The 24,537-nt window shown below is 50.4% G+C and carries 19 protein-coding genes and 1 rRNA gene; 15 read left to right on the top strand and 5 right to left on the bottom strand.

The genetic code is table 11. The features are described 5' to 3' along the window. Positions 1 to 20: 20 nt before the first annotated feature. Positions 21 to 917, bottom strand: coding sequence for a methyltransferase domain-containing protein (locus RIC29_00775; GenBank protein MEQ8733428.1), 897 nt, complete (start codon positions 915 to 917; stop codon positions 21 to 23). A 103-nt stretch (positions 918 to 1,020) separates the two neighbouring features. Here RIC29_00775 and RIC29_00770 point away from each other — a divergent pair, with 103 nt between their 5' ends. Beyond that, complete coding sequence (locus tag RIC29_00770) at positions 1,021 to 1,764, top strand: ComF family protein (GenBank protein ID MEQ8733427.1); 744 nt, start codon at positions 1,021 to 1,023, stop codon at positions 1,762 to 1,764. Here RIC29_00770 and RIC29_00765 read toward each other — a convergent pair. Then, positions 1,761 to 2,393: a formyltransferase family protein gene (locus tag RIC29_00765; protein MEQ8733426.1), complete on the bottom strand. Its 633-nt coding sequence runs from the start codon at positions 2,391 to 2,393 to the stop codon at positions 1,761 to 1,763. The two genes, RIC29_00770 and RIC29_00765, sit on opposite strands and share 4 nt — an antisense overlap. A gap of 99 nt (positions 2,394 to 2,492) precedes the next feature. On the opposite strand from RIC29_00765, the gene grxC reads away from it, so the two are divergent. The 3 genes from grxC (at position 2,493) to RIC29_00750 (ending at position 4,163) form a co-directional block, all read left to right on the top strand. Then, a complete protein-coding gene (gene grxC / locus RIC29_00760; GenBank protein MEQ8733425.1) occupies positions 2,493 to 2,774 on the top strand; it encodes a glutaredoxin 3 in 282 nt (93 codons plus the stop codon). Further along, positions 2,771 to 3,616, top strand: coding sequence for a carbon-nitrogen hydrolase family protein (locus RIC29_00755; GenBank protein ID MEQ8733424.1), 846 nt, complete (start codon positions 2,771 to 2,773; stop codon positions 3,614 to 3,616). The genes grxC and RIC29_00755 overlap by 4 nt, the downstream gene beginning before the upstream one ends. Before the next feature lie 70 nt (positions 3,617 to 3,686). Then, positions 3,687 to 4,163, top strand: coding sequence for a DUF1178 family protein (locus tag RIC29_00750; protein MEQ8733423.1), 477 nt, complete (start codon positions 3,687 to 3,689; stop codon positions 4,161 to 4,163). Here RIC29_00750 and RIC29_00745 read toward each other — a convergent pair. Then, positions 4,160 to 5,827 (bottom strand): hypothetical protein, encoded by a 1,668-nt coding sequence (locus RIC29_00745; GenBank protein ID MEQ8733422.1) that lies wholly within the window; start codon positions 5,825 to 5,827, stop codon positions 4,160 to 4,162. The genes RIC29_00750 and RIC29_00745 overlap by 4 nt on opposite strands. A gap of 305 nt (positions 5,828 to 6,132) precedes the next feature. Further along, the gene (gene ubiG / locus RIC29_00740) at positions 6,133 to 6,900 is read right to left on the bottom strand and encodes a bifunctional 2-polyprenyl-6-hydroxyphenol methylase/3-demethylubiquinol 3-O-methyltransferase UbiG (protein ID MEQ8733421.1); all 768 of its coding nucleotides are present in this window, start codon (positions 6,898 to 6,900) and stop codon (positions 6,133 to 6,135) included. Positions 6,901 to 7,102: 202 nt separating this feature from the next. On the opposite strand from ubiG, the gene RIC29_00735 reads away from it, so the two are divergent. The 10 genes from RIC29_00735 to clpB all read left to right on the top strand — a co-directional run bounded on the left by RIC29_00735 (position 7,103) and on the right by clpB (position 21,526). After that, positions 7,103 to 8,314 (top strand): aspartate kinase, encoded by a 1,212-nt coding sequence (locus tag RIC29_00735; protein ID MEQ8733420.1) that lies wholly within the window; start codon positions 7,103 to 7,105, stop codon positions 8,312 to 8,314. A 15-nt stretch (positions 8,315 to 8,329) separates the two neighbouring features. Next, positions 8,330 to 9,352: a nitronate monooxygenase gene (locus tag RIC29_00730; protein MEQ8733419.1), complete on the top strand. Its 1,023-nt coding sequence runs from the start codon at positions 8,330 to 8,332 to the stop codon at positions 9,350 to 9,352. Then, positions 9,352 to 11,625 (top strand): phosphoenolpyruvate--protein phosphotransferase, encoded by a 2,274-nt coding sequence (ptsP, locus tag RIC29_00725; protein ID MEQ8733418.1) that lies wholly within the window; start codon positions 9,352 to 9,354, stop codon positions 11,623 to 11,625. The genes RIC29_00730 and ptsP overlap by 1 nt, the downstream gene beginning before the upstream one ends. 178 nt (positions 11,626 to 11,803) lie before the next feature. After that, positions 11,804 to 13,399, top strand: a complete 1,596-nt coding sequence (locus RIC29_00720) for a DUF4115 domain-containing protein (protein ID MEQ8733417.1) — start codon at positions 11,804 to 11,806, stop codon at positions 13,397 to 13,399. Positions 13,400 to 13,511: 112 nt separating this feature from the next. After that, on the top strand, positions 13,512 to 14,648 hold the full coding sequence (gene ispG / locus RIC29_00715) for a flavodoxin-dependent (E)-4-hydroxy-3-methylbut-2-enyl-diphosphate synthase (protein ID MEQ8733416.1): 1,137 nt from the start codon (positions 13,512 to 13,514) through the stop codon (positions 14,646 to 14,648). A gap of 48 nt (positions 14,649 to 14,696) precedes the next feature. Next, entirely contained in the window at positions 14,697 to 15,950 is a 1,254-nt protein-coding gene (hisS, locus tag RIC29_00710; GenBank protein ID MEQ8733415.1) for a histidine--tRNA ligase, read from the top strand. A 9-nt stretch (positions 15,951 to 15,959) separates the two neighbouring features. Continuing rightward, positions 15,960 to 17,039, top strand: coding sequence for a peptide chain release factor 1 (gene prfA / locus RIC29_00705; GenBank protein ID MEQ8733414.1), 1,080 nt, complete (start codon positions 15,960 to 15,962; stop codon positions 17,037 to 17,039). Between the two features lie 15 nt (positions 17,040 to 17,054). Then, positions 17,055 to 17,909: a peptide chain release factor N(5)-glutamine methyltransferase gene (gene prmC, locus RIC29_00700; protein ID MEQ8733413.1), complete on the top strand. Its 855-nt coding sequence runs from the start codon at positions 17,055 to 17,057 to the stop codon at positions 17,907 to 17,909. Between the two features lie 241 nt (positions 17,910 to 18,150). Then, entirely contained in the window at positions 18,151 to 18,756 is a 606-nt protein-coding gene (locus tag RIC29_00695) for a DUF4167 domain-containing protein (protein ID MEQ8733412.1), read from the top strand. A 175-nt stretch (positions 18,757 to 18,931) separates the two neighbouring features. After that, complete coding sequence (gene clpB / locus RIC29_00690; protein MEQ8733411.1) at positions 18,932 to 21,526, top strand: ATP-dependent chaperone ClpB; 2,595 nt, start codon at positions 18,932 to 18,934, stop codon at positions 21,524 to 21,526. A 21-nt stretch (positions 21,527 to 21,547) separates the two neighbouring features. Here the strand turns inward: clpB and RIC29_00685 are convergent, their stop codons facing one another. Continuing rightward, complete coding sequence (locus RIC29_00685) at positions 21,548 to 22,909, bottom strand: peptidoglycan DD-metalloendopeptidase family protein (protein MEQ8733410.1); 1,362 nt, start codon at positions 22,907 to 22,909, stop codon at positions 21,548 to 21,550. Positions 22,910 to 23,565: 656 nt separating this feature from the next. Here RIC29_00685 and RIC29_00680 point away from each other — a divergent pair. Beyond that, positions 23,566 to 24,537, top strand: a 16S ribosomal RNA gene (locus RIC29_00680); the annotation flags it as partial.

Raw genomic sequence — 24,537 nt, 5'->3', positions numbered from 1 at the left:
TCCTTTTTGATCGGCGTCGCTTATAGTTTGCTTTCTTCTGTGCCTAATGCATCTGCGAGACGCCCTTTTGCGCTTCCAGGTGTTAGCGCTTTCTGTTGCGTTTCGGAGGGGGCCCAGCCGGTTAGCGTCACGATCTCGAAGCTCGCTTTTAGATGACCATTCTTGGTGGTGTGCCGTTGGCGATAGACCTGCTCGACAGCGGCGAACAGTCGAGCCGTTGAGAGACCTGTGTAGCGGTCTTTAACGGCGTTTGTTTCTCCCATAAGCCGGAGATCGGACATCAGAGCATTTAAATTTTCGTATTCCATTTCTATGATGTCTGTGTCGGCGACAGGGAGCGCGAGACCAGCGCGCATTAATAAATCACCGGCGTCTCGCACATCTACAAAAGGGGAGACCCGCGGTGTCACACCGCCCAGTAAATCGCTTTCTGCGGAGATAAAAGCGTCGCGCAATTCATGCAACGTGCTGCCACCAAAAAGGCTAGCAAGGAACAAGCCATCAGGCCGAAGGCAGCGCCGCAACTGAATCAGCGCGCCGGGCAGATCATTGGTCCAATGCAACGTGTGTTCGGCGATGATCAAGTCAAAAGCATCGGTCCAAAAGGGAATCCATTCTTCATCGCAGGCAACAGACAAAAGTCCCGCGTTGCCGGCCTGGCGAGCGAAGGACTCTGCATAATCAGCTGCAATAACGGTTGCGATGCCTCGTTCTGTTTTTAAATGTTCTGCGGTTAACCCCGATCGGCAGCCAAGCGATAAAGCGCTGGTAAATGTCCTTTTAACGTCCATCAAGCGATCGAGGAGTTGATCTCTGTTCCGGGCGAGGAGCACATTGGTCGCGTCTGCAATTCCTCCGGCTCTGGAGCGGTGCCGGGAGACTGCTTTGCGATCAAAAATGAGGGGTGGAGCGACCATAGGTCTGCTTATGGCATACCGTCTCCAAATGGAAAAGGATCGGGCAGGCAAGGTGATTTGGAGATCGATACCCTGTGTTTAGAGTTAAGAGGGGCCAAAACTGATGCGACATGCGTTTACTGCTCTCGGACGCCGGATGTTGGATGCGCTCATGCCGCCAAAGTGCTTGGGATGTGGCGCAGTGGTAGCCGACCCTGGCGCTTTATGCGCGACGTGCTTTGAGGACATCACCTTTATCACAGCGCCATATTGCGCGCGCTGCGGCATTCCCTTCGACGACCCTTATACCTTTGGTGGCGAAAAGCTCGTGTGCGGCGCCTGTTCAAAGCACAGCCCTGCGTTTGATCGGGCGCGGGCGGTTTTTGTATACACCGAAAAGAGTCGCGGCCTTGTCACACGGCTCAAGTATGCGGACCGCACAGACTTTGCGCCGGCCTTAGCCCGGTGGATGGTGCGTACTGGAAAAGACGTGTTAGAGCGAGCAGATCTGCTTGTTCCGGTTCCGCTGCACCGCTGGCGACTGCTTGTGCGGACGTACAATCAGTCTGCTTTATTAACGCGTTGGGTTGCTTCCGAGACTGACGTTCCTGCGCGATACGATCTGCTGCGGCGCGTTAAAGCAACGCCTTCACAAGGCGGTCTTTCAGCAGCGTCACGACGGCGCAACGTGGCGAATGCTTTTAAGGTCATCGATCTAGCGGCCGTCGCAGGGAAGAGAATAGTGATCATCGACGATGTGCTGACCACAGGGGCAACTCTGAACGCCTGTGCAATAGCATTAACCAATGCTGGCGCTACCCACGTTGACGCGCTTGTGGTTGGGCGGGTGCCGGCCCCCAGCGGTTAGCTGTCGCCTGTCAGATGTGGCCCACAGATCCGACGGCGTTTTGCTCTTTCAGAGTCAGACAGGTTTGGACCTAATCTACACAGGCTGTCACAGTCTGCTTTAGACCTCTTGATGCCTGACCATCCAATCGGCTTTGTTCGCAACCTGGGAAGGTCTGTCTTCAGGCGGCGCGCCATTTTGCGGAAGGTGTCGATCAACTCCTGAAACGCCAGCGTATCCAAAGTTTCTAAATCGCAGTCGGGTGGGATGGGGAACCAGCGCGCTTCGATTATGGCTCCTTCATCCACCCGTTCGACCATTTCATGGACCGTAATTCCAAAGGTTTCTACTTCATCATAGAGCGCAAACACACTCGGGTAACGGCCAGGATAGGATGGTGGGCCGGGATGAAAATTATAACTTCCGCAGTCTATCTTCTTCAGATAGTTGGCCGGGACGATGACAGGTGAGCAGAACGAGATCAGACGGGTTCCAGGGCCAATGTTTTCGCAGATTCTATCCAGGTGCGCTCTTGTCGGCGCCGATATGATATTCAGCGCCTGATTCTCAGCTTTAAGGAAACGGCTCAGGGCCTTGGCTTCCGCCTCTCCTGTGAGAAGAATGATAGTCTTAAGGGCAATATCTGACATGGACCGTGATCAATTCCGTGCGGGAGTCCTTGAAGCCTTAAGGGCAAGGTCTAATATGTTGGATAAGTTCAACCGTATATGAAGCCGAGTCCCTCAACCATGGCCGTTATCGAAATTTATTCTTCACCCCTTTGCGGTTTTTGTTATAGCGCAAAGAAACTGCTGTCCAAAAAAGGAGTAGATTTCACAGAAATTAATGTGCTGACGGATTCTGCGCGGAAAAAAGAAATGATGAACCGTGCTGGAGGACGCCATACGGTTCCGCAGATATTCATTGATGGAAAACACATTGGCGGGTGCGATGATCTCTATGCCTTAGACAAGCAAGGCGGGTTAGATCAATTACTCGCTGCGGGTACAGGACCTGCGGCCAGTTCATGAGTGATGACTCTCAACCCTTCAAAGCTGCGTGCTTGCAAGTCAATGCTGGTAATGATCTTCACCACAATATTAAGATCGCCCGAGCGCTCATTGAAAACGCAGTTGAATCTGGCGCGCAGTTGGTATTGATGCCTGAAAACGTCACGATGATGGAGTGGGGACGTCAGGCGATTACAGACAAGGCACGCGAGGAGTCCCAACACGAAGGGCTAACTGCCTTCCGCGTGTTGGCTCAAAAGCACGGTATATGGCTGCACTGCGGCAGCCTCTCCATAAAGCTTAATGACGGACGCGTGGCCAATAGAACTTATGTCTTAAATCCTGACGGTGAGATTGCTGCACAGTACGACAAAATTCATATGTTCGATGTCGATCTTGGGAATGGCGAGCGTTATGCGGAAAGCTCAACTTTCGCACCAGGCGATCAGGCTGCTGTGGTTGAGTTGCCTTGGGGCCGGTTGGGCCTGACGATTTGTTATGATTTACGTTTCCCAAGCCTGTTCCGGAACCTAGCCCAGGCGGGTGCGAACATCATCACAGTGCCAGCCGCCTTTACTAAGCCAACTGGAGAGGCGCATTGGCATGTATTACTTCGGGCCAGGGCAATTGAGACGGGTGCGTACGTTTTGGCCCCGGCCCAGACCGGCATCCACCCGAATGACCGTAAAACCTATGGGCATGCGCTTATCGTAGACCCCTGGGGGCAAATTCTAGCGGATGCGGGAACAGAACCAGGGGTGATTCTGGCGGAGATTGACCCTTCGGTCTCTGCCAAAACGCGACGGAAAATGCCGTCTCTGGACCATGACCGTGCATTTATCCCTGCAAAATCCAGGGTCTAAGGGCTTTAACAAACTTGAAACATGACTGTGTCACCCTTAAAGGGAGACACAATTTGCCAAAGGCTGATCTATGATCGTTTACGATTTGGTATGTGAGAAAGACCATGAGTTTGAATCATGGTTCAGGAACGGTGCGGCTTTCGATACGCTGTCCAAAGCCAAAGACATTTCTTGCCCAATTTGTGGCTCAGTCAAGGTTCGCAAAGCGCCGATGGCACCGCGAATTTCTAAGTCTGGAGTCAAAGACATCGTACCTCCTGCCGTGCCGGAACAGTCCCAGGTTAAGGGATCTAAAGGGTTAGGCCCCGAGGATATGACCACTGCGATGACGAAGGCGGTTGAAGCCATAAAAGAATTGCAAGCGTCTATCGAAAAAAACTTCGACAATGTGGGCGTCAAGTTTCCAGAGGAAGCGCGTAAAATCCATTATGGAGAAGCTGAAGCGCGCGGAATTTACGGCGAGGCAACCGTGGAAGAAGCGCAAGAACTCATTGAAGAAGGTGTCGAGATCGCTGCGGTACCCTGGCAAAAAAGACGGACTTCCTAGGCTGCTGCTTTGCCTTCTAATATCTTTTCTCTCCACATGTCTTTCAAAGATTGACCTAAGTCGCGGCCGAATTGCTCTGCGTCACAGAGCGGAGAGGATAACAGGCGCGTGCGCAAGCCGTCTCGGAGTGTTGAGAGGGTCTTGAGATCGTTGCACCGTTCCTTAACGAGAGTAACGAAAGACTGTTCCGAGTCAGCAATCCAATCCGCTAAGCCGACAGTCGTTAAAAAGCTTGCTGAGTGACGGCCGGCGAAAGTTGGCCCAGGAAGGGTGGCGACGGGAACACCCATCCAAAGTGATTCGCAGGTTGTGAGGCACCCTGAATAGGGGTGCGGATCAAGTGCGATATCAATATCGTTGTAGGTTGAGAACAGGGCTGGATGGGGTGCGAAACCTCGGCACTCAATACGCTGTGGCGAGATGCCGTGGGCGGCAAACATCGACGTAACCCGGTCTATGACATTTTGGTCAGCGTAGACCTCTCCTTGTAAGATGAGTCGGCTATCTGCTGCTAATGCCAAGCATTTGCTCCACAATGAAACGGACGCATCGCCAATTTTGTTGCTCTTGTTCAGGCAGCCAAAGGTGATGTAACCGTTCTTAAGAGCTGGCAGGCGCGATACGTTTGGTACGTCCGGTGGAGGCTCATAGCAGGCGTAGACCTTCGGCAGGCGATGGATTTTTTCTGTATATAATGTGTCGTGTTCCGGCGGGGACTCGATATCATCGGACAAAAAGTAGTCGATCGATTCAATGCCCATCGTGTTGTACTGGCCACCAACCCATTTAATTTGTAGTGGGGCAACGCGCCGTCCGACGATGGGCAATCTATGACCAGAGGCATGTCCGGACATCTCGATTAAGATGTCTATTTGATCTTCACAGATCAGCGCATGGAGTTGGTCATCGTCCAGGTGCGTGACGGAACGCCATCGCTTACTGAGTTTCCGGAACCGTTCCGTATAGTGATCACCGCCGACTTGGTTCGCGTAACAATAAATTGTAAATTCATCTCGGCTCAGTCTTTCAAGTCCGGGCAGGCCAATAAACCCGACGGGATGTCTACGAAAACTTCCAGAGAGCAGGCCAATTCTGAGGGGGCCACGGTTTTTAATCTGGGGTTGCTTAAGCGCATTATGCGACTTTTGTGTAAACTTCTTTCCCCACATTTCAGCAACAGCTTTGAACGCATTGGCATTGAATTCTGAAGAATAATGCTGCGTAAAAAACAGATCGCTCAAAAAATAAGGATTGTTGGGGGCAAGTGCGACTGTCTTTTTATATTCTTCTATGGCTTCCTTGAGACGAAACGTCTTAACAAGAAGGTCTCCTAAGTTGCGGTGCGGGGTGGCCCCGCTCGGGTTAAGGACTATGGCTTGGCGATAAAGGTCCTCAGCAACTCCATATTCATTTTGCTGTTTTTTGAGATTTGCCAGGTTGTTCAGGGCTTCCGAATGCTGCGGCACATTCGCTATCAGAGTTTCATATGTTTTGATGGCCATATGCTGGCCACCAAAGATTTCTTGTATACGCGCAAAAGAGATGGCGGATTCCAGCGTTGGTGCAGAGCCAGCCATACGTCTTGTTACTAGGCTTCTAGCATGCCCATAGGTGCCGCACTCGGACAACAGACGAGCATGTCGTCCTTCAATGTCATCTGACACAGGACCAAAGCTCTTGTGTCGTCTCAGCGCTGCCTCAGCTTCCTTGGCACGTCCCAAAAACTGGCAGCAGACGCTCAAAAGCAACCAGTACTCTGCATGTTTATGAAGATGATGCGACTGCTGCTTTAAGAGTTGCAGGGCGAGCGAGAATCGATTTTCTTCAATATATGCCCGTGACTTTTTTAGTGTGGATGTTGGCGGTTCACCGGGTGTGCGCGGTTTCTTTTGTTCTGAGGGGGAGTATGCAAAGTCCTCAAGCTTTGCTCTGCTGAACCATTTCTGCCAGAGGATGCGGATGTTCAATGTTAATCTCTAACGGCAGCTAAAACGTAGTTCACTGAAACGTCGTCACAGACATTCCATTCCCCAGTTGCTAGGTCGTAGTCCATCCCACGTATTGCGGTGACTTTGAACCCTGCTGCGCGGAGATGTTTAGACAACTCGCTGGGTTTGACGAACTTAGACCACGTGTGCGTGCCGGCGGGCACCCAGCGCAGTATGTATTCTGCTGCATATTTTGCGAGCGCTAAGCTTTTGAGCGTCCTATTCAACGTCGACAACACAAGAATACCATTTGGTGCGAGATGCTGCGTTAGGCCGGTAATAAATGTCGGGATATCCCTCACATGTTCCACGACTTCTAACGCGAGGACGGCATCAAAACACCCATTTAAAACGTCTGCATCTTCCGGTAGGCCGACACGATAATCAATTGTTAGTCCAGATTTCGAGGCGTGCTCTTCAGCAGTTCGGATATTTTCCGGGGAAGCATCTAAACCCGTCACGTGGAAACCCAGTCTAGAAAAGGGCTCAGTGATCAGGCCGCCGCCGCATCCAACGTCGCAAAGACTGAGGCTTTTGAAAGGTATGTCTTGGTTTAAGGGCCGGGAGAAGTGACTGGAAAGCAAATCGGCGAGAATACGCATCCGCGCTGGATTGAGATGGTGGAGCGGTGCAAAAGGCCCTTCAGGGTCCCACCAACTGTTAGCCTGGGCTGAAAATCCGTCGATTTCGGCTTGATCGCGCGATGTTTTTACTGTTTCTGCCAGATCAATCACATTTGTCTGTGCCATATTATGTCGTTCCAAAGATAACGCCTTTCTTGCTTGGGCAAGGGGCTTTCAGTATGTATACGCCGCTCACAGTGGTGAGAACGAACTTTACTTCAATAGCAAATTGTAGGGCGGTTGGTCACGGTCGCAATGCCCTCACACAATGAGGTGGTAAGTTCGGAGGTGCGATCGGTAGTAAAGCTGCGGTTGAAGTAGGGTGAACATGCGGATTGTTCAAAAATTTGGCGGAACCTCTGTTGCGGATTTAGACCGCATTCGAGCTGTGGCCGCACGTGTTAAGGCTGAGGTTGATGCGGGGCACGAAGTGGCTGTGGTCGTTTCGGCGATGGCAGGAGTGACCAATCAACTGGTTGAATACTGTCGCGATGCCTCAGTCATGCATGACGCGCGCGAGTACGACGTTGTGGTTTCTACTGGAGAGCAGGTGACCAGCGGGTTGCTCGCTATTGTGCTGCAAGGCATGGGGGTTCAGGCTCGCTCATGGCTGGGTTGGCAGATTCCGATTAAAACCGACAGCGCACATGGTAAGGCTCGGATATCAGGAATCGAGACTAAGGAATTGGTGGCACGGCTGGAAAGTGGTCAGGTTGCTGTTGTGCCGGGCTTTCAGGGTGTCGGAGATGATGGCCGCGTCACTACATTAGGACGGGGAGGATCTGACACGACGGCGGTCGCGTTGGCTGCCGCTCTTAATGCTGATCGTTGCGACATTTATACTGATGTGGATGGTGTCTATACGACTGACCCGCGCGTTGTGCCTTCGGCGCGGAAGCTAAACAAAATCACCTATGAAGAGATGCTAGAAATGGCGTCTCTTGGTGCGAAAGTATTGCAGACGCGATCTGTTGAATTGGCGATGAACCATCATGTGCGTTTACAGGTGTTGTCATCATTTTCAACAGCCCCTGGAACCCTTGTATGTGACGAGGACGAAATCGTGGAAAAAGAAGTTGTCAGCGGCATAGCGTATAGCCGTGATGAAGCGAAAATAACACTTGTTGGTGTCGAAGATCGGCCTGGGATTGCCGCTTCAATCTTTGGCTCCTTGGCAGATGCAGGTGTCAATGTGGACATGATTGTTCAAAACGTGTCGGAAGACGGTTCGACAGACGTCACTTTCACCGTTGGCAGGGCTGATGTTGATCGGGCGAAGAGCGTTGTTCAGAAAAATGATGCCATAACTTGCCGTGAGGTGCTCACAGACGCACAGGTGGTCAAAGTCTCTGTAATTGGCGTAGGCATGCGGTCTCATGTTGGGGTTGCGAAAACCATGTTTGAAACGCTTGCCGCCAAAGGCATTAACATCGCTGTGATTTCTACTTCTGAGATCAAGATCAGTGTATTGATCGCTGAGGAATATGCAGAGTTGGCTTTGCGTGCACTTCATGCGGCATTTGGCCTGGATTCAGAATGAGATCGGACTTCGATCATGGATAAAAGCATCGTGCCAGGGCATTTAAATGATCTCTGGTCGAGGGGAACAGCGTTCCTTGGTTGCGAGCACGCGATCATGTGCGGTGCCATGACTTGGGTCTCAGAACGTAATTTGGTGGCGGCCATTTCCAATGCGGGTGGTTTTGGCGTGATTGCGTGCGGGGCGATGACCCCTGACCTGCTGGATGCAGAGATAAAGGCGACGTTCGAGCTAACCTCTAAGCCTTTTGGGGTCAATCTCATAACCATGCATCCTGACTTGCCCAAGCTCATTGATGTGTGCCTCAAAAACAAAGTTTCTCATGTGGTTTTAGCAGGGGGACTGCCTTCTTCTTCGTCTATTAAAGCGCTGAAAGAAGGCGGGGCGAAAGTTATTTGTTTTGCGCCAGCGTTGGTCATTGCAAAACGATTAATAAAATTGGGAACTGACGCGCTGGTGATTGAGGGTTCTGAAGCGGGGGGGCACATCGGACCCGTCTCTACCAGTGTATTGGCACAGGAAATCCTGCCCAACGTGACGGACGTTCCGGTCTTTGTTGCCGGTGGTATCGGGCGGGGCGAAGTCATCGTGAATTACCTTGAGATGGGTGCTGCAGGTGTTCAAATGGGGACGCGGTTTGTGTGCGCACACGAAAGCATTGCACATCCGAATTTCAAGAAGGCTTTCCTGCGGGGAAATGCTCGAGACGCGATGCCGACGGTACAAATCGATAAGCGCTTTCCGGTCATTCCTGTACGCGCGCTTACAAATGCAGGTACGGACGAATTTATGGCCACGCAAAGGGCTATGATTGAGAAGTTTGTCGCTGGTGATATTGAGCAAGCGGCGGCCCAGCTTGAAATTGAGCATTTCTGGGCGGGGTCTTTGCGTCGAGCTGTTATCGATGGTGATGTTGAACGCGGTTCCCTTATGGCCGGTCAGAGTGTTGGCATGGTAACGCGCGAACAATCGACACAAGACATCATTGACGAGCTCATCGACCAAGCAAATTTAGCACTCAGAAAAAGAAATTCCTAATGCCTGGTTTTGCAGCCGACGACTCACGACGTCTCTTGGCGCGTTTGAGATCGGTTATGTCCGGCAAGGGTTCTGCTCAATTAAAACTAGATAAGACCGCCCGTATCATCGCGGAAGGCATGAAGGTGGATGTTTGCTCCTGTTATGTTTTGCGGGCAGGAGAAGTGCTAGAATTATTTACGACACATGGTCTGGACCCAAATGCTGTTCACGTTACCCGGCTGCGTGTGGGTGAGGGTTTGGTTGGGGAGATTGTATCGCAAAAGCGACCTTTGGCACTTGCTGATGCCTGGTCGCATCCTCAATTTGTCTATCGCCCAGAAACGGGGGAAGACTTTTTTCGCTCTTTCATGGGTGTGCCGTTGGTCCAAGCAAGTCGCATAGTTGGCGTTCTTGCGGTTCAAAATAAAGAGGAACGAGATTTTGATGATTGGCAGGTCGACACTTTAGAGACTGTCGCCATGGTGATCTCAGAATTGCTTGCCGCAACTGAGTTGGTAAAGCGTAGCGAAGTCGTTCCGGTACAAGGGAATGCAGTGTTGGCGCAGCGCATGGCTGGCTTGGCGCTTCACGGCGGCATTGGGATTGGCATTGCGGTTATGCATGCTGCTGAAGTTCGTATTGGCCGACTCTTCAGTGATAATGCTGATGCCGAGAAAGCGCGTCTTCATGCAGCGCTTGCTGATCTGAAATCAGATATCGATCATTTAATTAAAGCGTCAGAGGTTAGAGACTCAGGCGCGGCCACAGACCTGGCCGATGTTATCGAAGCCTACAGTATGATTGCTGCGGATGGCGGCCTTATTCGTAAAATCGAGACAGGCATTGATGGTGGTTTAACTGCGGAAGCAGCAACCCAGAAAATGCATGAAGATATGCGTCGACGGATGCAGCAAATCGGTAATCCTTTGATCCGCGAACGTGTCCTAGACCTCGATGATATGGTGCGGCGTCTGTTGCGTGTTTTGACGGGGAGCGAGCAAGAGACTGATATCCCTGACGATGCAATTTTAGTGGCGCGATCACTAGGGCCCGCCGAGTTGTTGAGCTATGACGCGACCAAACTCAAGGGCCTGATATTGGAGGAGGGCTCGCCGACAATGCATGCGGTGGTGATTGCCAGAGCCTTAGATATTCCTGTTGTCGGTCAGGTCAAAGACGTCATCAACCGTGTAGATGCCTTGGACTCCCTCATCGTTGATGGCGAGAGCGGCCAAGTAATTCTGCGGCCTGTATCTGAACTACAAGAACTTTATGCTGAAAATGCGAGCGCGTTAGCACAGCAAAAACGGCAGTACGCTAATGAAATAGATTTACCAGCCCGAACGCTTGATGGCGTTGACGTCGCGCTGTTGTTAAATGCCGGATTAGAAGTTGATGTGCCCGTCCTGAATTCTACGGGTGCTGAGGGAGTGGGCCTTTTCCGGACTGAATTGTCCTTTCTTTCAGCAACAACCTTGCCGACCGTCGTAGAGCAAGAGGCATTTTATCGACGCATCTTAGATGGGGCTGGAGATAAGCCGGTAACGTTTCGTACGTTAGATGTTGGTGGAGATAAAGTCTTGCCGTATTGGCAATCCTTAGGAGCTGAGGAAAACCCTGCCATGGGCTGGCGCGCCATTCGTATCGGCCTGGATCATCCCAGTTTGCTGCGGGGCCAACTTCGTGCGCTGTTTGGCGCGGGTGAGGGGCGAGAACTACGTATTCTCTTCCCCATGGTGACTTCAATTGCAGAACTTGTTGCGGTGAAGGACATTCTGAGTAAGGAGTTTTCGCGCTGCCGTGGAAAGGGACTGCGTGGACCATCAGATCTGAAGGTGGGGGTTATGATTGAAGTGCCTGCGTTGCTCTGGCAGCTAGAAGACTTGATTAAAGCAGTGGATTTCTTATGCGTTGGGACAAATGATTTGTTACAGTTTGTTTTTGCTGCTGACCGAAGCAACTCCCGTCTTCAAGATCGTTACGACGTTTTATCACAGCCATCTCTGAAACTTCTCAAATCCATCGCGGATGCGGCGAATAACGCAGATATCGAAGTTACAGTTTGTGGTGAAATGGCGGGGCGTCCACTTGAGGCCCTCGCTTTATTAGGTTTGGGCTTTCGCAGGCTGTCTATGGCGGCGGCTTCAATTGGCCGAGTCAAACGAATGGTGCGTTCTATCGATGTCGGTCAAGTGGCACCCCTCATTCATGAGGTGTACAATGACCCAAGCCGCAGTTTAAGACCTAAACTGCGGTCTTTTGCTATAGATAACAGAATTATGCTGGCCTAAGCCGCAGTTAAAACAGACAAATATCAAAGCGGCCTAGCTAATTGTTCTAATAACTTCAATATGTTAAAATTTTCTAGCGAAAAATTAACCTATGGTCGTTACATTCTACACTTCTCATGGTGTTGCTGCGGTGGGGAGAGAATTGCGTGGCGACTTGGCTGTCAGAAGACCTTAAGTTTTGAACAAAGCAGACCCCTTTGGCGAGATGTCGTCTCGTGAAGAATCGGCAACTGGTGATGAACCTGTCGTGGCTGAACCCTCGAAGCGTGAGGAAGAGCCAGTTGAGGCAGATCATGTTGGGGCGCTGTTGTGTGCGACACGCATGCGCGCCGGCGGAGATCTGCAAGAAATCGCAAAGGTTTTACGTATTCGCTATGGCTATCTTGTCGCCATTGAAGACGGTCGGCATGAAGACCTTCCCGGTTCAGCTTACTCTATAGGATTCATTCGCGCATACGCAGACTATCTGGGTTTGGATGGGAACGAAGTTGTTCGCCGTTTACGTGAAGAGACAAACGGAACAGTTACAACAGCGCGCTTCAAATTTCCCGCGCCTAGTGGTGAAAGCGGTCTGCCGAATGGTGGGGTGTTAGCTATCGCGGTCGTCATGGGCATGGTTGTGTATGGAGCGTGGTACACAATAACCAATGCGGATCGAGATGCTGTGGACCTTATTCAGGAAGTGCCTGACAGGTTGGCGGGCTTAATCGATGCTCAAGATCAAGATGTGGTCGATGGGCGGGGCTTTACGAAAGAGGATACAGCCTCTCTATCACGCACAGATGACACTGCTGCAGCCCCCAATGAGCCGGACAATGAGACGAAATCAAGTGATGTCGCTCTTACAACTTCCCAAGGCGAAGGTGAGATTGAAGCGCTTGATGAGGCCGAAATTGTAAATGAACCTAATGTTGATGTTGATGCAACGGGGATGTCGGCAACAGCCCGAGCCAGCATAGAATCAGCTGAAAGTGCTGAAGTGTCGGCAGAGGTGGCTTCTGCTGACGTAAAAGCCGAGGTTAGCGTGCAGTCCCAAGAAGCAGCAGACTCTGGAGGGCAACAGACACTCAATCCAACTGAATCGACAGAGTCAACAAACCCTGTATCAGAGGGTGAATTTTCTGAAGTTTTGGATGTGCCTGTTGAATCTGAAGCAACACCCATTGCAGTTGAAGAGACTTCGCAACTTGCAGCCGTCGAGCCAATTGAAACTGAAACTGTTGAGCCTTCATCAGCGACCGCCCCAACCGTTACCGAAACGAATGAGTCCTCGTCTCGCGGAACGGCTAATGATTCAGCGGTTATTGAAGATACTGCAGTAGCGACCACATCAGCCGAGACGACATTTGTTGAGCCAGATGTGTCACCAGTTGAAGCGACCGTGGTGTCAGATGACGCTAAAGTAGAGGTCGCAAGCGAAGGGGGGGATCAGACACCCTTGCCTGGTCCAGTTGATTCCATAGATAAGGCTGAGATTGCCGAGGTTGAAACTGCTGCATCAACAGAATCCACTCTCATTGAGCTTCGGGCGAAATCAGATAGCTGGATTCAAGTTAGGGATGGTGACGAATTGTTGCTGACCCGGTTGCTTCGGGAAGGCGAGGTGTATCGTGTTCCAGATCGTGATGGGCTCACTTTAATGACTGGAAATGCAGGCGGGTTAGAGGTGTTCGTTGGCGGAGAACAAGTACCGCCCTTGGGCGATAAAGGGGTCGTGCGGCGAGGGGTTCCATTGAATGCTGAGCGTCTCAGGACGGGCGTTGCTCCCGGCTAACCCCACATTCATGCAGATGATTTCTATTTCTTAGCTTCTCTGTTACCGCCTCTGGTTTTGGGCTATAAACACGCTTACAACGTTCAAACCGGTTGAATCCAAATGGCGAGTCATGAGCCTTAGGCCCTATAGAGATATTCATCGTCGGAAATCCCGGCAAATTCGCGTCGGGTCCGTTCTGGTTGGCGGTGATGCGCCAATCTCAGTTCAATCCATGACAAATACCCTTACGTCTGACCCACAGGCCACGATAGCTCAAATCCGGGCTCTTGAGGACGCCGGCGCAGATATTGTTAGGGTGTCCTGCCCAGATGAGGACTCGACAGCGGCCTTATCGCAGATCGTCAAGGCAGTGTCTGTACCTATTGTTGCAGACATTCATTTCCATCATAAACGGGCCATTGAAGCCGCAGAGGCCGGTGCTGCATGCTTGCGCATTAACCCGGGTAATATTGGCTCTGAAGAACGTGTGCGTGATGTCGTACAGGCAGCAAAGGACAATGGCTGTAGTATTCGCATTGGAGTGAATGCGGGAAGCTTAGAACGTCATCTTCTGGAAAAGTATGGAGAACCAAATCCTGAAGCTTTGGTTGAAAGTGCGCTATTTCACGCCCGTATTTTAGAAGACCACGATTTCACTGAGTTTAAAATCAGTGTCAAAGCTTCTGATGTCTTTCTTGCCGTTGCCGCCTATCAGGGTTTGGCAGATCAATGTGACTACCCGCTGCATGTTGGGATTACAGAAGCAGGTGGATTGCGATCAGGGACGGTAAAATCTGCCATCGGTATGGGCAGTCTTCTCTGGGCTGGTATTGGGGATACGATCAGAGTTTCTCTGTCCGCTGATCCTGTGGAAGAGATCAAAGTCGGTTTTGATATTCTTAAGTCGCTCGATTTGCGGCATCGCGGTGTTAGAATTGTCTCCTGCCCATCCTGTGCGCGGCAAGGCTTTGACGTTATCAAAACAGTTGAGACCCTAGAGCAACGCTTGGCGCATATTTCGACGCCGCTGTCCGTTTCTATTATCGGGTGCGTGGTCAACGGCCCAGGAGAAGCCAAGATGACCGATTTTGGCATTACGGGAGGTGGCAATGGGTCACACAAGGTCTATATTTCCGGGGTGGCTGACCACAACATTACCGAAAATGAAAAAATGGATCATTTGGTAAGGTTGATTGAGCAAAAGGCTGCGGAAATTCAGTCCGCTCAAATTGACACACGTGTTGTCTCCGCTTCTGCAGCGGAATAGCAATCGAATCTCACATTTAAGCTTATCAAATCTTGAGGACTATATTCTGTGACTAATCTCCAACCGGTTCGTGGTACGCACGATTTGCTTCCCGAAGAGCGACGACGACATCGGTATGTGGAAGACTTGTCGAGAAACATTGCGGTTCTCTATGGGTTTGAGGAGATTGCGACACCTGTTTTTGAATTCACCGAGGTTTTTGCGCGCACGCTTGGTGACACGTCAGATATTGTTACTAAAGAAATGTACACGTTTGAAACTAAGGGCGGTGAGAGCATTACTTTGCGTCCTGAAGGCACCGCAGGTGTGGCGCGTGCCTTCATTTCAAACGGTTTGGCACAACATAGTCCGCTGAAGTTTTTTTATAACGGCCCCATGTTTCGGCATGAGCGCCCACAAAAAGGCCGCCAAAGGCAGTTTCATCAGATTGGTGTGGAATTGATCGGGGTCGAAAGCCCTCAGGCGGATATCGAAGTCATCGCGTTGGCGCAGCAAATTCTAGATGGTCTAGGGCTGTCAGAATACACGACACTTGAGTTAAATTCTTTGGGTGATGTTGAAAGCCGCACTGCTTTTCGCGACGTGCTTACCGCATACTTTCAGTCCCATGAATCGCATTTGTCATCAGATAGCAAGGCACGTCTGGCTAAAAACCCTCTTCGCATTTTTGACTCAAAGGATGATGAGGATCGGAAAATCGTCGCCGGGGCTCCGAATTTTGCAGATTATCTGAATGACAGCTCAAAAGAGTTTATCGATACCGTGCAGCAAGGTCTGAGTGATCTTGGGATTGATTTTGTTCGTAATACAAATTTGGTACGCGGTCTAGATTACTATTGCCATACCGCTTTTGAATTTACGACAACGGCACTTGGGGCACAGGGGACGGTTCTTGCCGGTGGCCGCTACGATGGCTTGATTAAACAGATGGGTGGTCCGGCAACACCCGGCGTGGGTTGGGCGGCAGGCATTGAGCGGTTGGCAATGTTGTCAGATCGACAAGCAGCCGTTATCCGTCCCGTTGCTGTTGTTCCTGTCTCCGCTGAACTGCTGAGTCAGGCGCAGTCTATGACTCAAGCGTTGCGGAACACTGGTCTGTCTATTGACTTGGCCTTCTCAGGAAATATGAAGAAACGCCTCAAGCGCGCTGACAAAGTCAATGCATGCGCTGCTGTGATCATTGGTGAGGATGAACTTAAAGATGGTAAAGTTGTTCTGAGAGACCTAGACAGCGGTGAGCAGGAGGTTGTCGCCGTTGATGCGATTGCAGATATCTTGCGCAGTAAGACCTACGGTGTGTAAGAGAATCAAATGAGTTTTGAAGAGAATTTGACGCAAATTGTTCGGCGCCATGATGAGATACAGTCGCGCTTGGCGAATGACCGGACTCTTGATTCCAAGTTACTTTCTGAACTTGGCAAAGAGCTCTCAGATATTACGCCAATTGTCGAAAAAATACGCTCTGTAGAGCAGCTCCGCGATGAGATCATCGAGGCGCAGGTGATCGTTCAGGAATCTTCTGGGGACAAAGAAATGAAAGCCCTCGCTGAAGAAGAGTTGAATCAGCTTGTGGTGCGTATGCCGAGGGAAGAAGCTGAGCTCCAGTTCATGCTGATTCCAAAGGATGCTGATGACGCCAGAAATGCCTTGCTTGAAGTCCGGGCTGGCACGGGGGGCGAAGAGGCCGCACTTTTTGCAGCTGATCTATTTCGTATGTACGAAAGATATGCAGCAGCAAAGGGTTGGAAATTCGAGGTTATGGACCTCAATGAAACGGGTATCGGTGGTTTCAAAGAAGCTATCGCTACCATCACCGGAAAAGAAGTTTTTGGGCGGTTGAAATATGAATCCGGCGTGCACCGAGTCCAGCGTGTGCCATCGACAGAGTCTGGAGGGCGTATTCACACATCTGCGGCAACAGTGGCGATCCTCCCTGAAGCAGAAGATGTAGATATTGAGATCGACGCTAAAGACTTGCGGGTTGATACCTATCGCGCGCAGGGTGCTGGTGGTCAGCACGTCAATAAAACGGATAGTGCAGTACGTATTACACACTTACCAACAAATACCGTGGTGCAATGCCAAGATCAGAGCTCTCAACACAAAAACCGCGCCAAAGCTATGAAAGTCTTGCGCGCCAGACTCTACGATAAAGCGAAGCTGGAAAAAGATAATGCCCGAGCAGCTGATCGCAAAGGCCAAGTCGGCAGCGGCGATCGATCAGAGCGCATCAGAACATATAATTTTCCGCAAGGCCGCGTGACTGAGCATCGAATCAATCTAACGCTGTATAAGTTAGATGATATGATGCAGGGTGGGGCACTTGATGAAGTGGTTGATGCTTTGACCGCAGAGGATCAATCGTCGAAGCTTGCAGCAATGACAAAGTAACAGCGGGGTATGTGAATGCCACGGTCTGTTACTCAAGTCTTACAACAAAGTGTAATGATGCTAGAGGCAGCGGGAATCGAGGATTCGCGTCTGGATACGCGTCTGCTTGCCGCTGCCGTGATGAAGATTCCCCAGGCTCAGCTATTCTTCCGTACAGAAGCAATGATGCAGGACCACGAGTATGATCTCTTTCAATCCTATCTATTGAGACGCATAGATTTTGAACCGGTAAGTCGTATTCTAGGACAAAAGGAGTTTTGGAGCTTACCGTTTGTGGTTACGCCGGACACGCTCGACCCCAGACCTGACTCAGAAACTGTTGTTGACGGAGTATTGCTAAGGCTGTCAAAGCAAAACCGAACAGCTTCATACATACTTGATGTTGGGACTGGAACAGGTTGTTTGTTGCTGGCGCTGTTGAGCGAGTTTGAGTACGCGAGGGGGGTAGGTTTAGACCTCAGCCCAGGCGCTGCGAAAACGGCTTCGGAGAACGCAGAAAAACTAGGCTTTGGGTCTCGTTCAGCGTTTGTTGTCGGTGATTGGTTGGCAAGTTTAGACGGCAGATTTGACGTTATTGTGAGTAACCCTCCTTACATAGCCGAAGAAGATATTGAACGCCTATGTCCTGATGTTCGAAACTATGACCCGAGCCTTGCGCTTAGCGGTGGGGTTGACGGCCTCAAGGCGTATAAAAAACTAATTCCAGATTGTTGGCGTCTGTTGTCAGATCGTGGCATTTTGATGCTGGAGATTGGTCAGGGACAAGAAAAAGCTGTGACAGCGATTCTAATGCAAGCAGGACTGTGCGAGATTGAACTGCACACTGATCTTGCTGGAATAATCCGTTGTGTTTCTGCCACAAAACACTAACGAAAAAAAAAGGTTGGAAAATTCAACCAAGCTGTCTACCATCAAATTAACAACGACGATTTAGATTACATTGACTGTAAGTCATTAAGTCAGATTGTTGTTTTAGAACGGCAGGGGCCGTTCACAGTCAACTCCCTAAAGACGAGACCCGGGAGCCGCTGGTGGGATTATTTCCGCAGCGGTTATGGCTGAATTAAGAGGAAATCGCTCCAACAACTTGGCTTAAGAGTCTATGTCAAAAATGACCGGTTCTAAGGGACGCGGACGCAACCGCAATAACGGTGGAAAGCGTCCTCAGGGAAGAGGTGGAAACTTCGACTCAGGCGGCCGTAATCGCGGCAACGCCCAACAATTAATGGATAAATATACAGCGCTGGCACGTGACGCCACTCAGCAGGGCGATCGCATTGCGGCGGAGAATTATTATCAACATGCGGACCATTACTACCGGGTTGTCAACGCGCGCAATGAACAGCAAGAAGCCCGCCGTCGGACTCAGAACGGTAATGAGAACGGAAACACTTCTGACTCCGCGCCCGTTCAGAATCCCGGTCAAAACTCGGATCAAAATTCCGGTCAAAACCGAGGACAAGAGCACGGTTCGACTCAACGTCCTGTCGATTTAGGTGCAAACCAGACAAATACAAATAGAGCCACCGCTGATTTAGATGATGCGACTCCTAAAGACGATAGATCCGAAAATATAGAGAGTCAGTCAGAACCCGCAGTTGCTAAGGCGGAGACTGTTCAAGAGGCGTCTCCTGTAAAGAAACCTCGCAGAGGGCGTCCTCCTAAGAAAGTTGCAGAAGAGTCTAACGAATCTCCAGCACCAGAGGCTGCTGAGTAACGTCCACTTCCCGGCTTTCAGTGTTTTAAGCTGATCCCTGCCCAGAATATTTTTCACTTAATCTTGCAGGGATGCGATGTGTCCCCAATATTAGTGTCTAAGCCTTATAATGAGGGTCAATAATCTTGCCTGATTAGGGAGATTTTGGCTCGTCGCCAAGATTGGACTTAGACCTATGAATATTGATTCTTTAACCGAGCGTTCTAAAGGGTTTCTCCAAGCCGCTCAGACCATCGCACTTCGGGATAACCATCAGCAGGTTGTACCCTTTCACCTATTGAAGGCCCTGTTAGACGACAATGAAGGGCAAGCTTCCCGTCTTATTGAGGCGGCTGGCGGACAAGCCAAACGCGCTCTTGACCTTGTTGATCGGGCACTCGGTAAACTGCCGAAAGTAGAGGGTTCTAACACCCAGATGTACCTGTCGCAGGACCTGGCTAAGGTCGTAGACCAAGCAGGCCAATTGTCGAGTAAGGCAGGAGACTCTTTCGTAACAGCAGAATATCTTCTTCTCGCTCTTGTGTTTGACGCGGCTTCGGATGTTGGAAAGGTTTTGGCCGAGTGTGGTGTCACTGTCAAAGGTATGAATTCAGCTATAAATGATCTGCGAAAGGGAAGAACAGCAGACACTGCTGGCGCTGAAGACCAGTATGAAGCGCTCAAAAAGTACACACGCGATTTAACGGAAGCGGCTCGCAAAGGAAGTCTTGATCCGGTTATAGGGCGTGATGAGGAAATTCGCCGCACCATTCAAGTTTTATCGCGACGGACCAAAAATAATCCTGTTCTTATTGGCGAACCAGGCGTAGGTAAAACGGCCATAGTTGAAGGCCTAGCGTTGCGCATCATAAATGGTGATGTGCCAGAAAGTTTGAAACAGAAGTCCCTTCTCACGCTCGATCTTGGATCGCTAATTGCTGGCGCAAAGTTTAGAGGAGAATTTGAGGAACGATTAAAGGCTGTTTTAAACGAAGTGACTGCTGCGGCAGGACAAATTGTTCTCTTTATTGATGAGATGCACACTTTAGTTGGTGCGGGCGCCGCTGAGGGTTCAATGGATGCGTCTAACCTTTTAAAGCCAGCGCTAGCACGCGGTGAGCTACATTGCGTTGGGGCGACAACGCTTGATGAATACCGTAAGCATGTCGAAAAAGATGCAGCGCTTGCGCGCAGGTTCCAGCCGGTTTTTGTGTCTGAGCCTACAGTCGAAGATAGCATTTCAATTTTGCGTGGCATCAAAGAGAAATACGAAATGCATCACGGTGTACGCATCTCTGATGGTGCCTTGGTAGCTGCGGCAACTCTATCCAACCGTTACATTTCTGATCGATTTTTGCCGGACAAAGCGATTGATCTGATGGATGAGTCGGCGAGCCGCCTCCGTATGGAAGTTGATTCTAAACCGGAAGAACTGGATGAGCTTGACCGGAAGGTTGTTCAGTTAAAGATTGAGCGTGAAGCTCTTAAAAAAGAGAAAGACAGTGCATCGCAAGACCGGTTAGAGAAGCTTTCTGCAGAATTGGAAGAATTGGAGGCCAGTTCTGCGTCGTTAACTGAGCGGTGGCAAAATGAAAAAAACAAGCTAGCGGATGCGACGAAAGTCAAAGAAGAGTTGGAGCAGGCAAGGCTTGAATTGGATACGGCCTTACGTGGCAGCCAATATGAGCGTGCTGGCCAGCTTCAGCACCAAGTCATTCCAGATTTGGAACAAAAGTTAGTCGAAGCGGAGCGTCATGATGGCTCGGCTGTCGTGACTGAAGAAGTTACAGCAGAGCATATCGCTAATGTTGTCTCGCGGTGGACTGGGATTCCCGTTGATAAGATGCTTGAAGGTGAACGGGATAAGTTGCTTCACATGGAGCAAGCCATCGGGAAACGTGTGATTGGTCAAGAAGAGGCCGTGAGAGCAGTCTCGAACTCCGTTCGTCGTTCTCGCGCTGGCTTGCAGGATCCCAATCGCCCCATTGGATCATTCTTGTTTCTTGGTCCTACGGGTGTTGGAAAGACGGAATTAACCAAAGCTCTGGCAGAATTCTTGTTTGACGACGAGGCGGCTATGGTCCGTATCGATATGTCCGAGTATATGGAGAAACACTCCGTTGCTAGGTTGATTGGTGCTCCGCCGGGATACGTTGGCTATGAGCAAGGTGGCTCTATCACAGAGGCCGTCCGTCGGCGTCCCTATCAAGTTATTCTGTTTGACGAAGTAGAGAAAGCGCACCCGGATGTTTTCAACGTATTGCTGCAGGTGTTGGATGACGGTCGTTTAACCGATGGGCAAGGGCGCACGGTTGATTTTCGCAACACCCTGATCGTTATGACGTCAAACCTTGGGTCTGACATTCTAGCGGCTCAAAGTGATGGTGCGCCGCCAAACGAAGTGCGTGACGATGTTATGAATGTGGTCCGTGCAGCGTTCAGACCTGAGTTTCTTAATCGACTCGATGAGATTCTGATGTTCCATCGCTTAAGTCTGAGTCAGATGGGTGGGATTGTTGACGTCCAAATCGCGCGCCTGGCCTCAAGATTAAGTGATCGTGAGATTATCCTCAATATTGACGATGCCGCAGCCGAGTGGCTTGGCCGCCATGGCTATGACCCCGTATACGGGGCGCGACCTCTCAAGCGTGTGATCCAGAGATATCTTGAAAACGTTTTAGCGACACAGGTGCTCAACGGCGACATTCATGATGGAGCGACTGTGAATGTATCCGTTGAAGGCGATGGTCTGGCTATCAACGGAAAAGTTATTTCAACTGATTCCGCGTGATATATTCCGACGACGTGGTTCTTATTTTAGGGTTAGAATCACGTCGGTTGCTTCAAGAGATGCGATGTCACGGTTTGAACTCAGTCTCAACCATTTCTGGTCAGCTGACGCGCGTGCGCGTTGAAAGTTTTTTAGCTCGTCGCCAGATAATATTTTAGAGGCTGGGAAGCGAACTTGCATGGGATTAACCTGAGCACCGTTTCGCAGAACTTCGTAATGAAGGTGAGGGCCTGTGGAGCGTCCGGTCGTGCCGACATAACCAATCACTGCGCCCTGACGCACACGGCTGCCAACAGTGTAGCCTTTAGCAAAATTATTCATATGTGCGTATGCCGTTGAGAATCCGTCACCGTGACGGATGCGAATGTAGTTTCCAAAACTACTCCAGCGCTGGCGCTTCTCAATAACACCGTCACCGGCCGCATAAATTGGTGTGCCTCTTGGTGCTGCGAAATCAACACCACGGTGCATCTTGGTGTAGCCCAAAACTGGATGTTTCCGGCGACCAAAGGATGAGGATAGTCTTGCGCCATTGATAGGTGTGCGCATCAAAGCTTTGCGAATACCTTTGCCTTCTTCGTTGTAATAGTGCGTTTCGCCATCGCTGTGTTCGAACGCGTAAATTTTGATGATTTCTCCACGCAGTATCATGGCGGCGTATTCAATGTTGCCATTAGCAACAACCAGACCCTCGTTAGTCACATCTTGTCCAAACATGATTTCGAAGTGGTCGTTGCTTCTAATGTCACGTTGAAAATCAACATCGTATGAAAACAGACGAATCATATCTGCAAGCACAGGTGCGGGAACACCTTGATCAATGGCGGCCTGATAAAGGCTAGAAGAAATAGTTCCAGCGTAGGCTTGTGGTACGACTTGCGTTTCAGCTTTCAGAGATAAGCCTTCAAAAGCGTCTTCAGCGGTGCGCAGCGCAATCACATCTAAACCGGGCGATACGGAAATTCTCATGGCGTCGAGAGCCGCGTTCTTTTTAGAAACGTAAACGCGTTGTCCAACGCGAATGTCACGCGGGTCGTATACCTCGGTTAAAGCAGAGACGGCTTTATGTGCTTCTGGTCCCGTCACACCACTCTTCTGCAACAACCCAAGCAACGTATCACCACGCCCGACCAAGAGTTCTGAAGAAACAAGTGGCAGTGCAGGTGTGGTTGTGACCGACAGCGGAGCAAGCCTTAACGACTCTGATAGCTCTGTTGAGTTTAATTTTTTTTCTAGGCTTCGTGTTTCAGAAGATAATCCTAAGGCCGAAGCTATATCCGACTCCGTCGAGTGATTACTTTGGCTACTGAAAGCAACAAGTGCCCCAATGAACGCTCCGGCACAGGTGTACCACATCGCGTTCGGATGCAAACCGATCCCCATATTGCCCCTTAACGTTATGCGGTTCTCTGTCAATCTCGGTCGTTAGTCTTTATGAAGGCTCAAGTCCTGCATGGTAGCAGTTGCTTAACCAAATCAGCTACAAGCCCTTGATTCTTAATGGAAATATGATTCAAGACATTCATGATGTCAATGTTTCTCAACTTGTTTTTCTACTGTGCGGCATTAGTTGATCATTGGTTTGGTAATGTACTGTTACTGCTGATGAGCTTCTGCATACCAGCTAAAGGCAACATCAACGCATCGTTTTTATAGTAGAGTCCATTGACAGACATAAAACTGACGCTTATGTACTGTCGCTCGCGCTGAATATATCTTGATATGTTCCTTAAGCGAGTCCAGTGCCTTGATTTTACTGGATAAATTAAACTTCAAATCTGGGCTTGACGCAGGGAAAGTCACCCTGTAGAACCCCGTCTCTCTCGCAGGGACGGGCCCTTACGGACCCCGGTTTGCGAGACCTTTTTTGAGGGGCTTATGGTTCGCCAAAAGCTTTTTAACAAAGCGCTATTTGACATCGTGAAGAGATCTCGAAAGGGATGCGTAGGCGGCGGTTCGCTAGTTCGGACGTTGTCAACGCATCTACGCAACACCAAATAATTTTGTGTGAAGTGTTTGTGCAGGAAACAACTCCAATTCAACTTAAGAGTTTGATCCTGGCTCAGAACGAACGCTGGCGGCAGGCCTAACACATGCAAGTCGAACGATCCGTGGTCTTCGGACCACAATGGATAGTGGCGCACGGGTGAGTAACGCGTGGGAACATACCTTGGAGTACGGAATAACCAATGGAAACGTTGGCTAATACCGTATACGCCCTACGGGGGAAAGATTTATCGCTCCAAGATTGGCCCGCGTCTGATTAGTTTGTTGGTAGGGTAATGGCCTACCAAGACTACGATCAGTAGCTGGTTTGAGAGGATGATCAGCCACACTGGGACTGAGACACGGCCCAGACTCCTACGGGAGGCAGCAGTGGGGAATATTGGACAATGGGGGAAACCCTGATCCAGCAATGCCGCGTGAGTGAAGAAGGCCCTAGGGTTGTAAAACTCTTTCACTGATGAAGATGATGACGGTAATCAGAGAAGAAGCCCCGGCTAACTCCGTGCCAGCAGCCGCGGTAATACGGAGGGGGCTAGCGTTGTTCGGAATTACTGGGCGTAAAGCGCACGTAGGCGGCGTATTTAGTTAGAGGTGAAAGGCCTGGGCTCAACCCGGGAACTGCCTTTAATACTGATATGCTTGAGTACGGGAGAGGGTAGTGGAATTCCCAGTGTAGAGGTGAAATTCGTAGATATTGGGAAGAACACCGGTGGCGAAGGCGGCTACCTGGCCCGGAACTGACGCTGAGGTGCGAAAGCGTGGGGAGCAAACAGGATTAGATACCCTGGTAGTCCACGCCGTAAACGATGAGTGCTAGATGTCGGGGGGTTGCCCTTCGGTGTCGCAGCTAACGCGTTAAGCACTCCGCCTGGGGAGTACGGCCGCAAGGCTAAAACTCAAAGAAATTGACGGGGGCCCGCACAAGCGGTGGAGCATGTGGTTTAATTCGAAGCAACGCGCAGAACCTTACCGGCCCTTGACATGGGAAGTTTGATTACCAGAGA

This window comes from Rhodospirillaceae bacterium, assembly GCA_040219235.1.
In the GTDB taxonomy this organism is placed as follows: domain Bacteria; phylum Pseudomonadota; class Alphaproteobacteria; order Rhodospirillales; family Rhodospirillaceae; genus WLXB01.
The sequence above is the reverse complement of the archived record's forward strand: the minus strand, read 5'-3'. Positions and strand labels throughout refer to the sequence as shown.

Excerpts from the sequence above, each read along its gene's own strand:
- RIC29_00685 (MEQ8733410.1), bottom strand. The coding sequence starts at position 22,909 with ATGGGGATCGGTTTGCATCCGAACGCGATGTGGTACACCTGTGCCGGA.
- RIC29_00735 (MEQ8733420.1), top strand. The coding sequence starts at position 7,103 with ATGCGGATTGTTCAAAAATTTGGCGGAACCTCTGTTGCGGATTTAGAC.
- RIC29_00750 (MEQ8733423.1), top strand. The coding sequence starts at position 3,687 with ATGATCGTTTACGATTTGGTATGTGAGAAAGACCATGAGTTTGAATCA.
- clpB (MEQ8733411.1), top strand. The coding sequence starts at position 18,932 with ATGAATATTGATTCTTTAACCGAGCGTTCTAAAGGGTTTCTCCAAGCC.
- prmC (MEQ8733413.1), top strand. The coding sequence starts at position 17,055 with ATGCCACGGTCTGTTACTCAAGTCTTACAACAAAGTGTAATGATGCTA.
- grxC (MEQ8733425.1), top strand. The coding sequence starts at position 2,493 with ATGGCCGTTATCGAAATTTATTCTTCACCCCTTTGCGGTTTTTGTTAT.
- RIC29_00730 (MEQ8733419.1), top strand. The coding sequence starts at position 8,330 with ATGGATAAAAGCATCGTGCCAGGGCATTTAAATGATCTCTGGTCGAGG.
- ubiG (MEQ8733421.1), bottom strand. The coding sequence starts at position 6,900 with ATGGCACAGACAAATGTGATTGATCTGGCAGAAACAGTAAAAACATCG.
- RIC29_00755 (MEQ8733424.1), top strand. The coding sequence starts at position 2,771 with ATGAGTGATGACTCTCAACCCTTCAAAGCTGCGTGCTTGCAAGTCAAT.
- RIC29_00770 (MEQ8733427.1), top strand. The coding sequence starts at position 1,021 with ATGCGACATGCGTTTACTGCTCTCGGACGCCGGATGTTGGATGCGCTC.
- ptsP (MEQ8733418.1), top strand. The coding sequence starts at position 9,352 with ATGCCTGGTTTTGCAGCCGACGACTCACGACGTCTCTTGGCGCGTTTG.
- RIC29_00695 (MEQ8733412.1), top strand. The coding sequence starts at position 18,151 with ATGACCGGTTCTAAGGGACGCGGACGCAACCGCAATAACGGTGGAAAG.
- ispG (MEQ8733416.1), top strand. The coding sequence starts at position 13,512 with ATGAGCCTTAGGCCCTATAGAGATATTCATCGTCGGAAATCCCGGCAA.
- RIC29_00775 (MEQ8733428.1), bottom strand. The coding sequence starts at position 917 with ATGGTCGCTCCACCCCTCATTTTTGATCGCAAAGCAGTCTCCCGGCAC.
- RIC29_00765 (MEQ8733426.1), bottom strand. The coding sequence starts at position 2,393 with ATGTCAGATATTGCCCTTAAGACTATCATTCTTCTCACAGGAGAGGCG.
- prfA (MEQ8733414.1), top strand. The coding sequence starts at position 15,960 with ATGAGTTTTGAAGAGAATTTGACGCAAATTGTTCGGCGCCATGATGAG.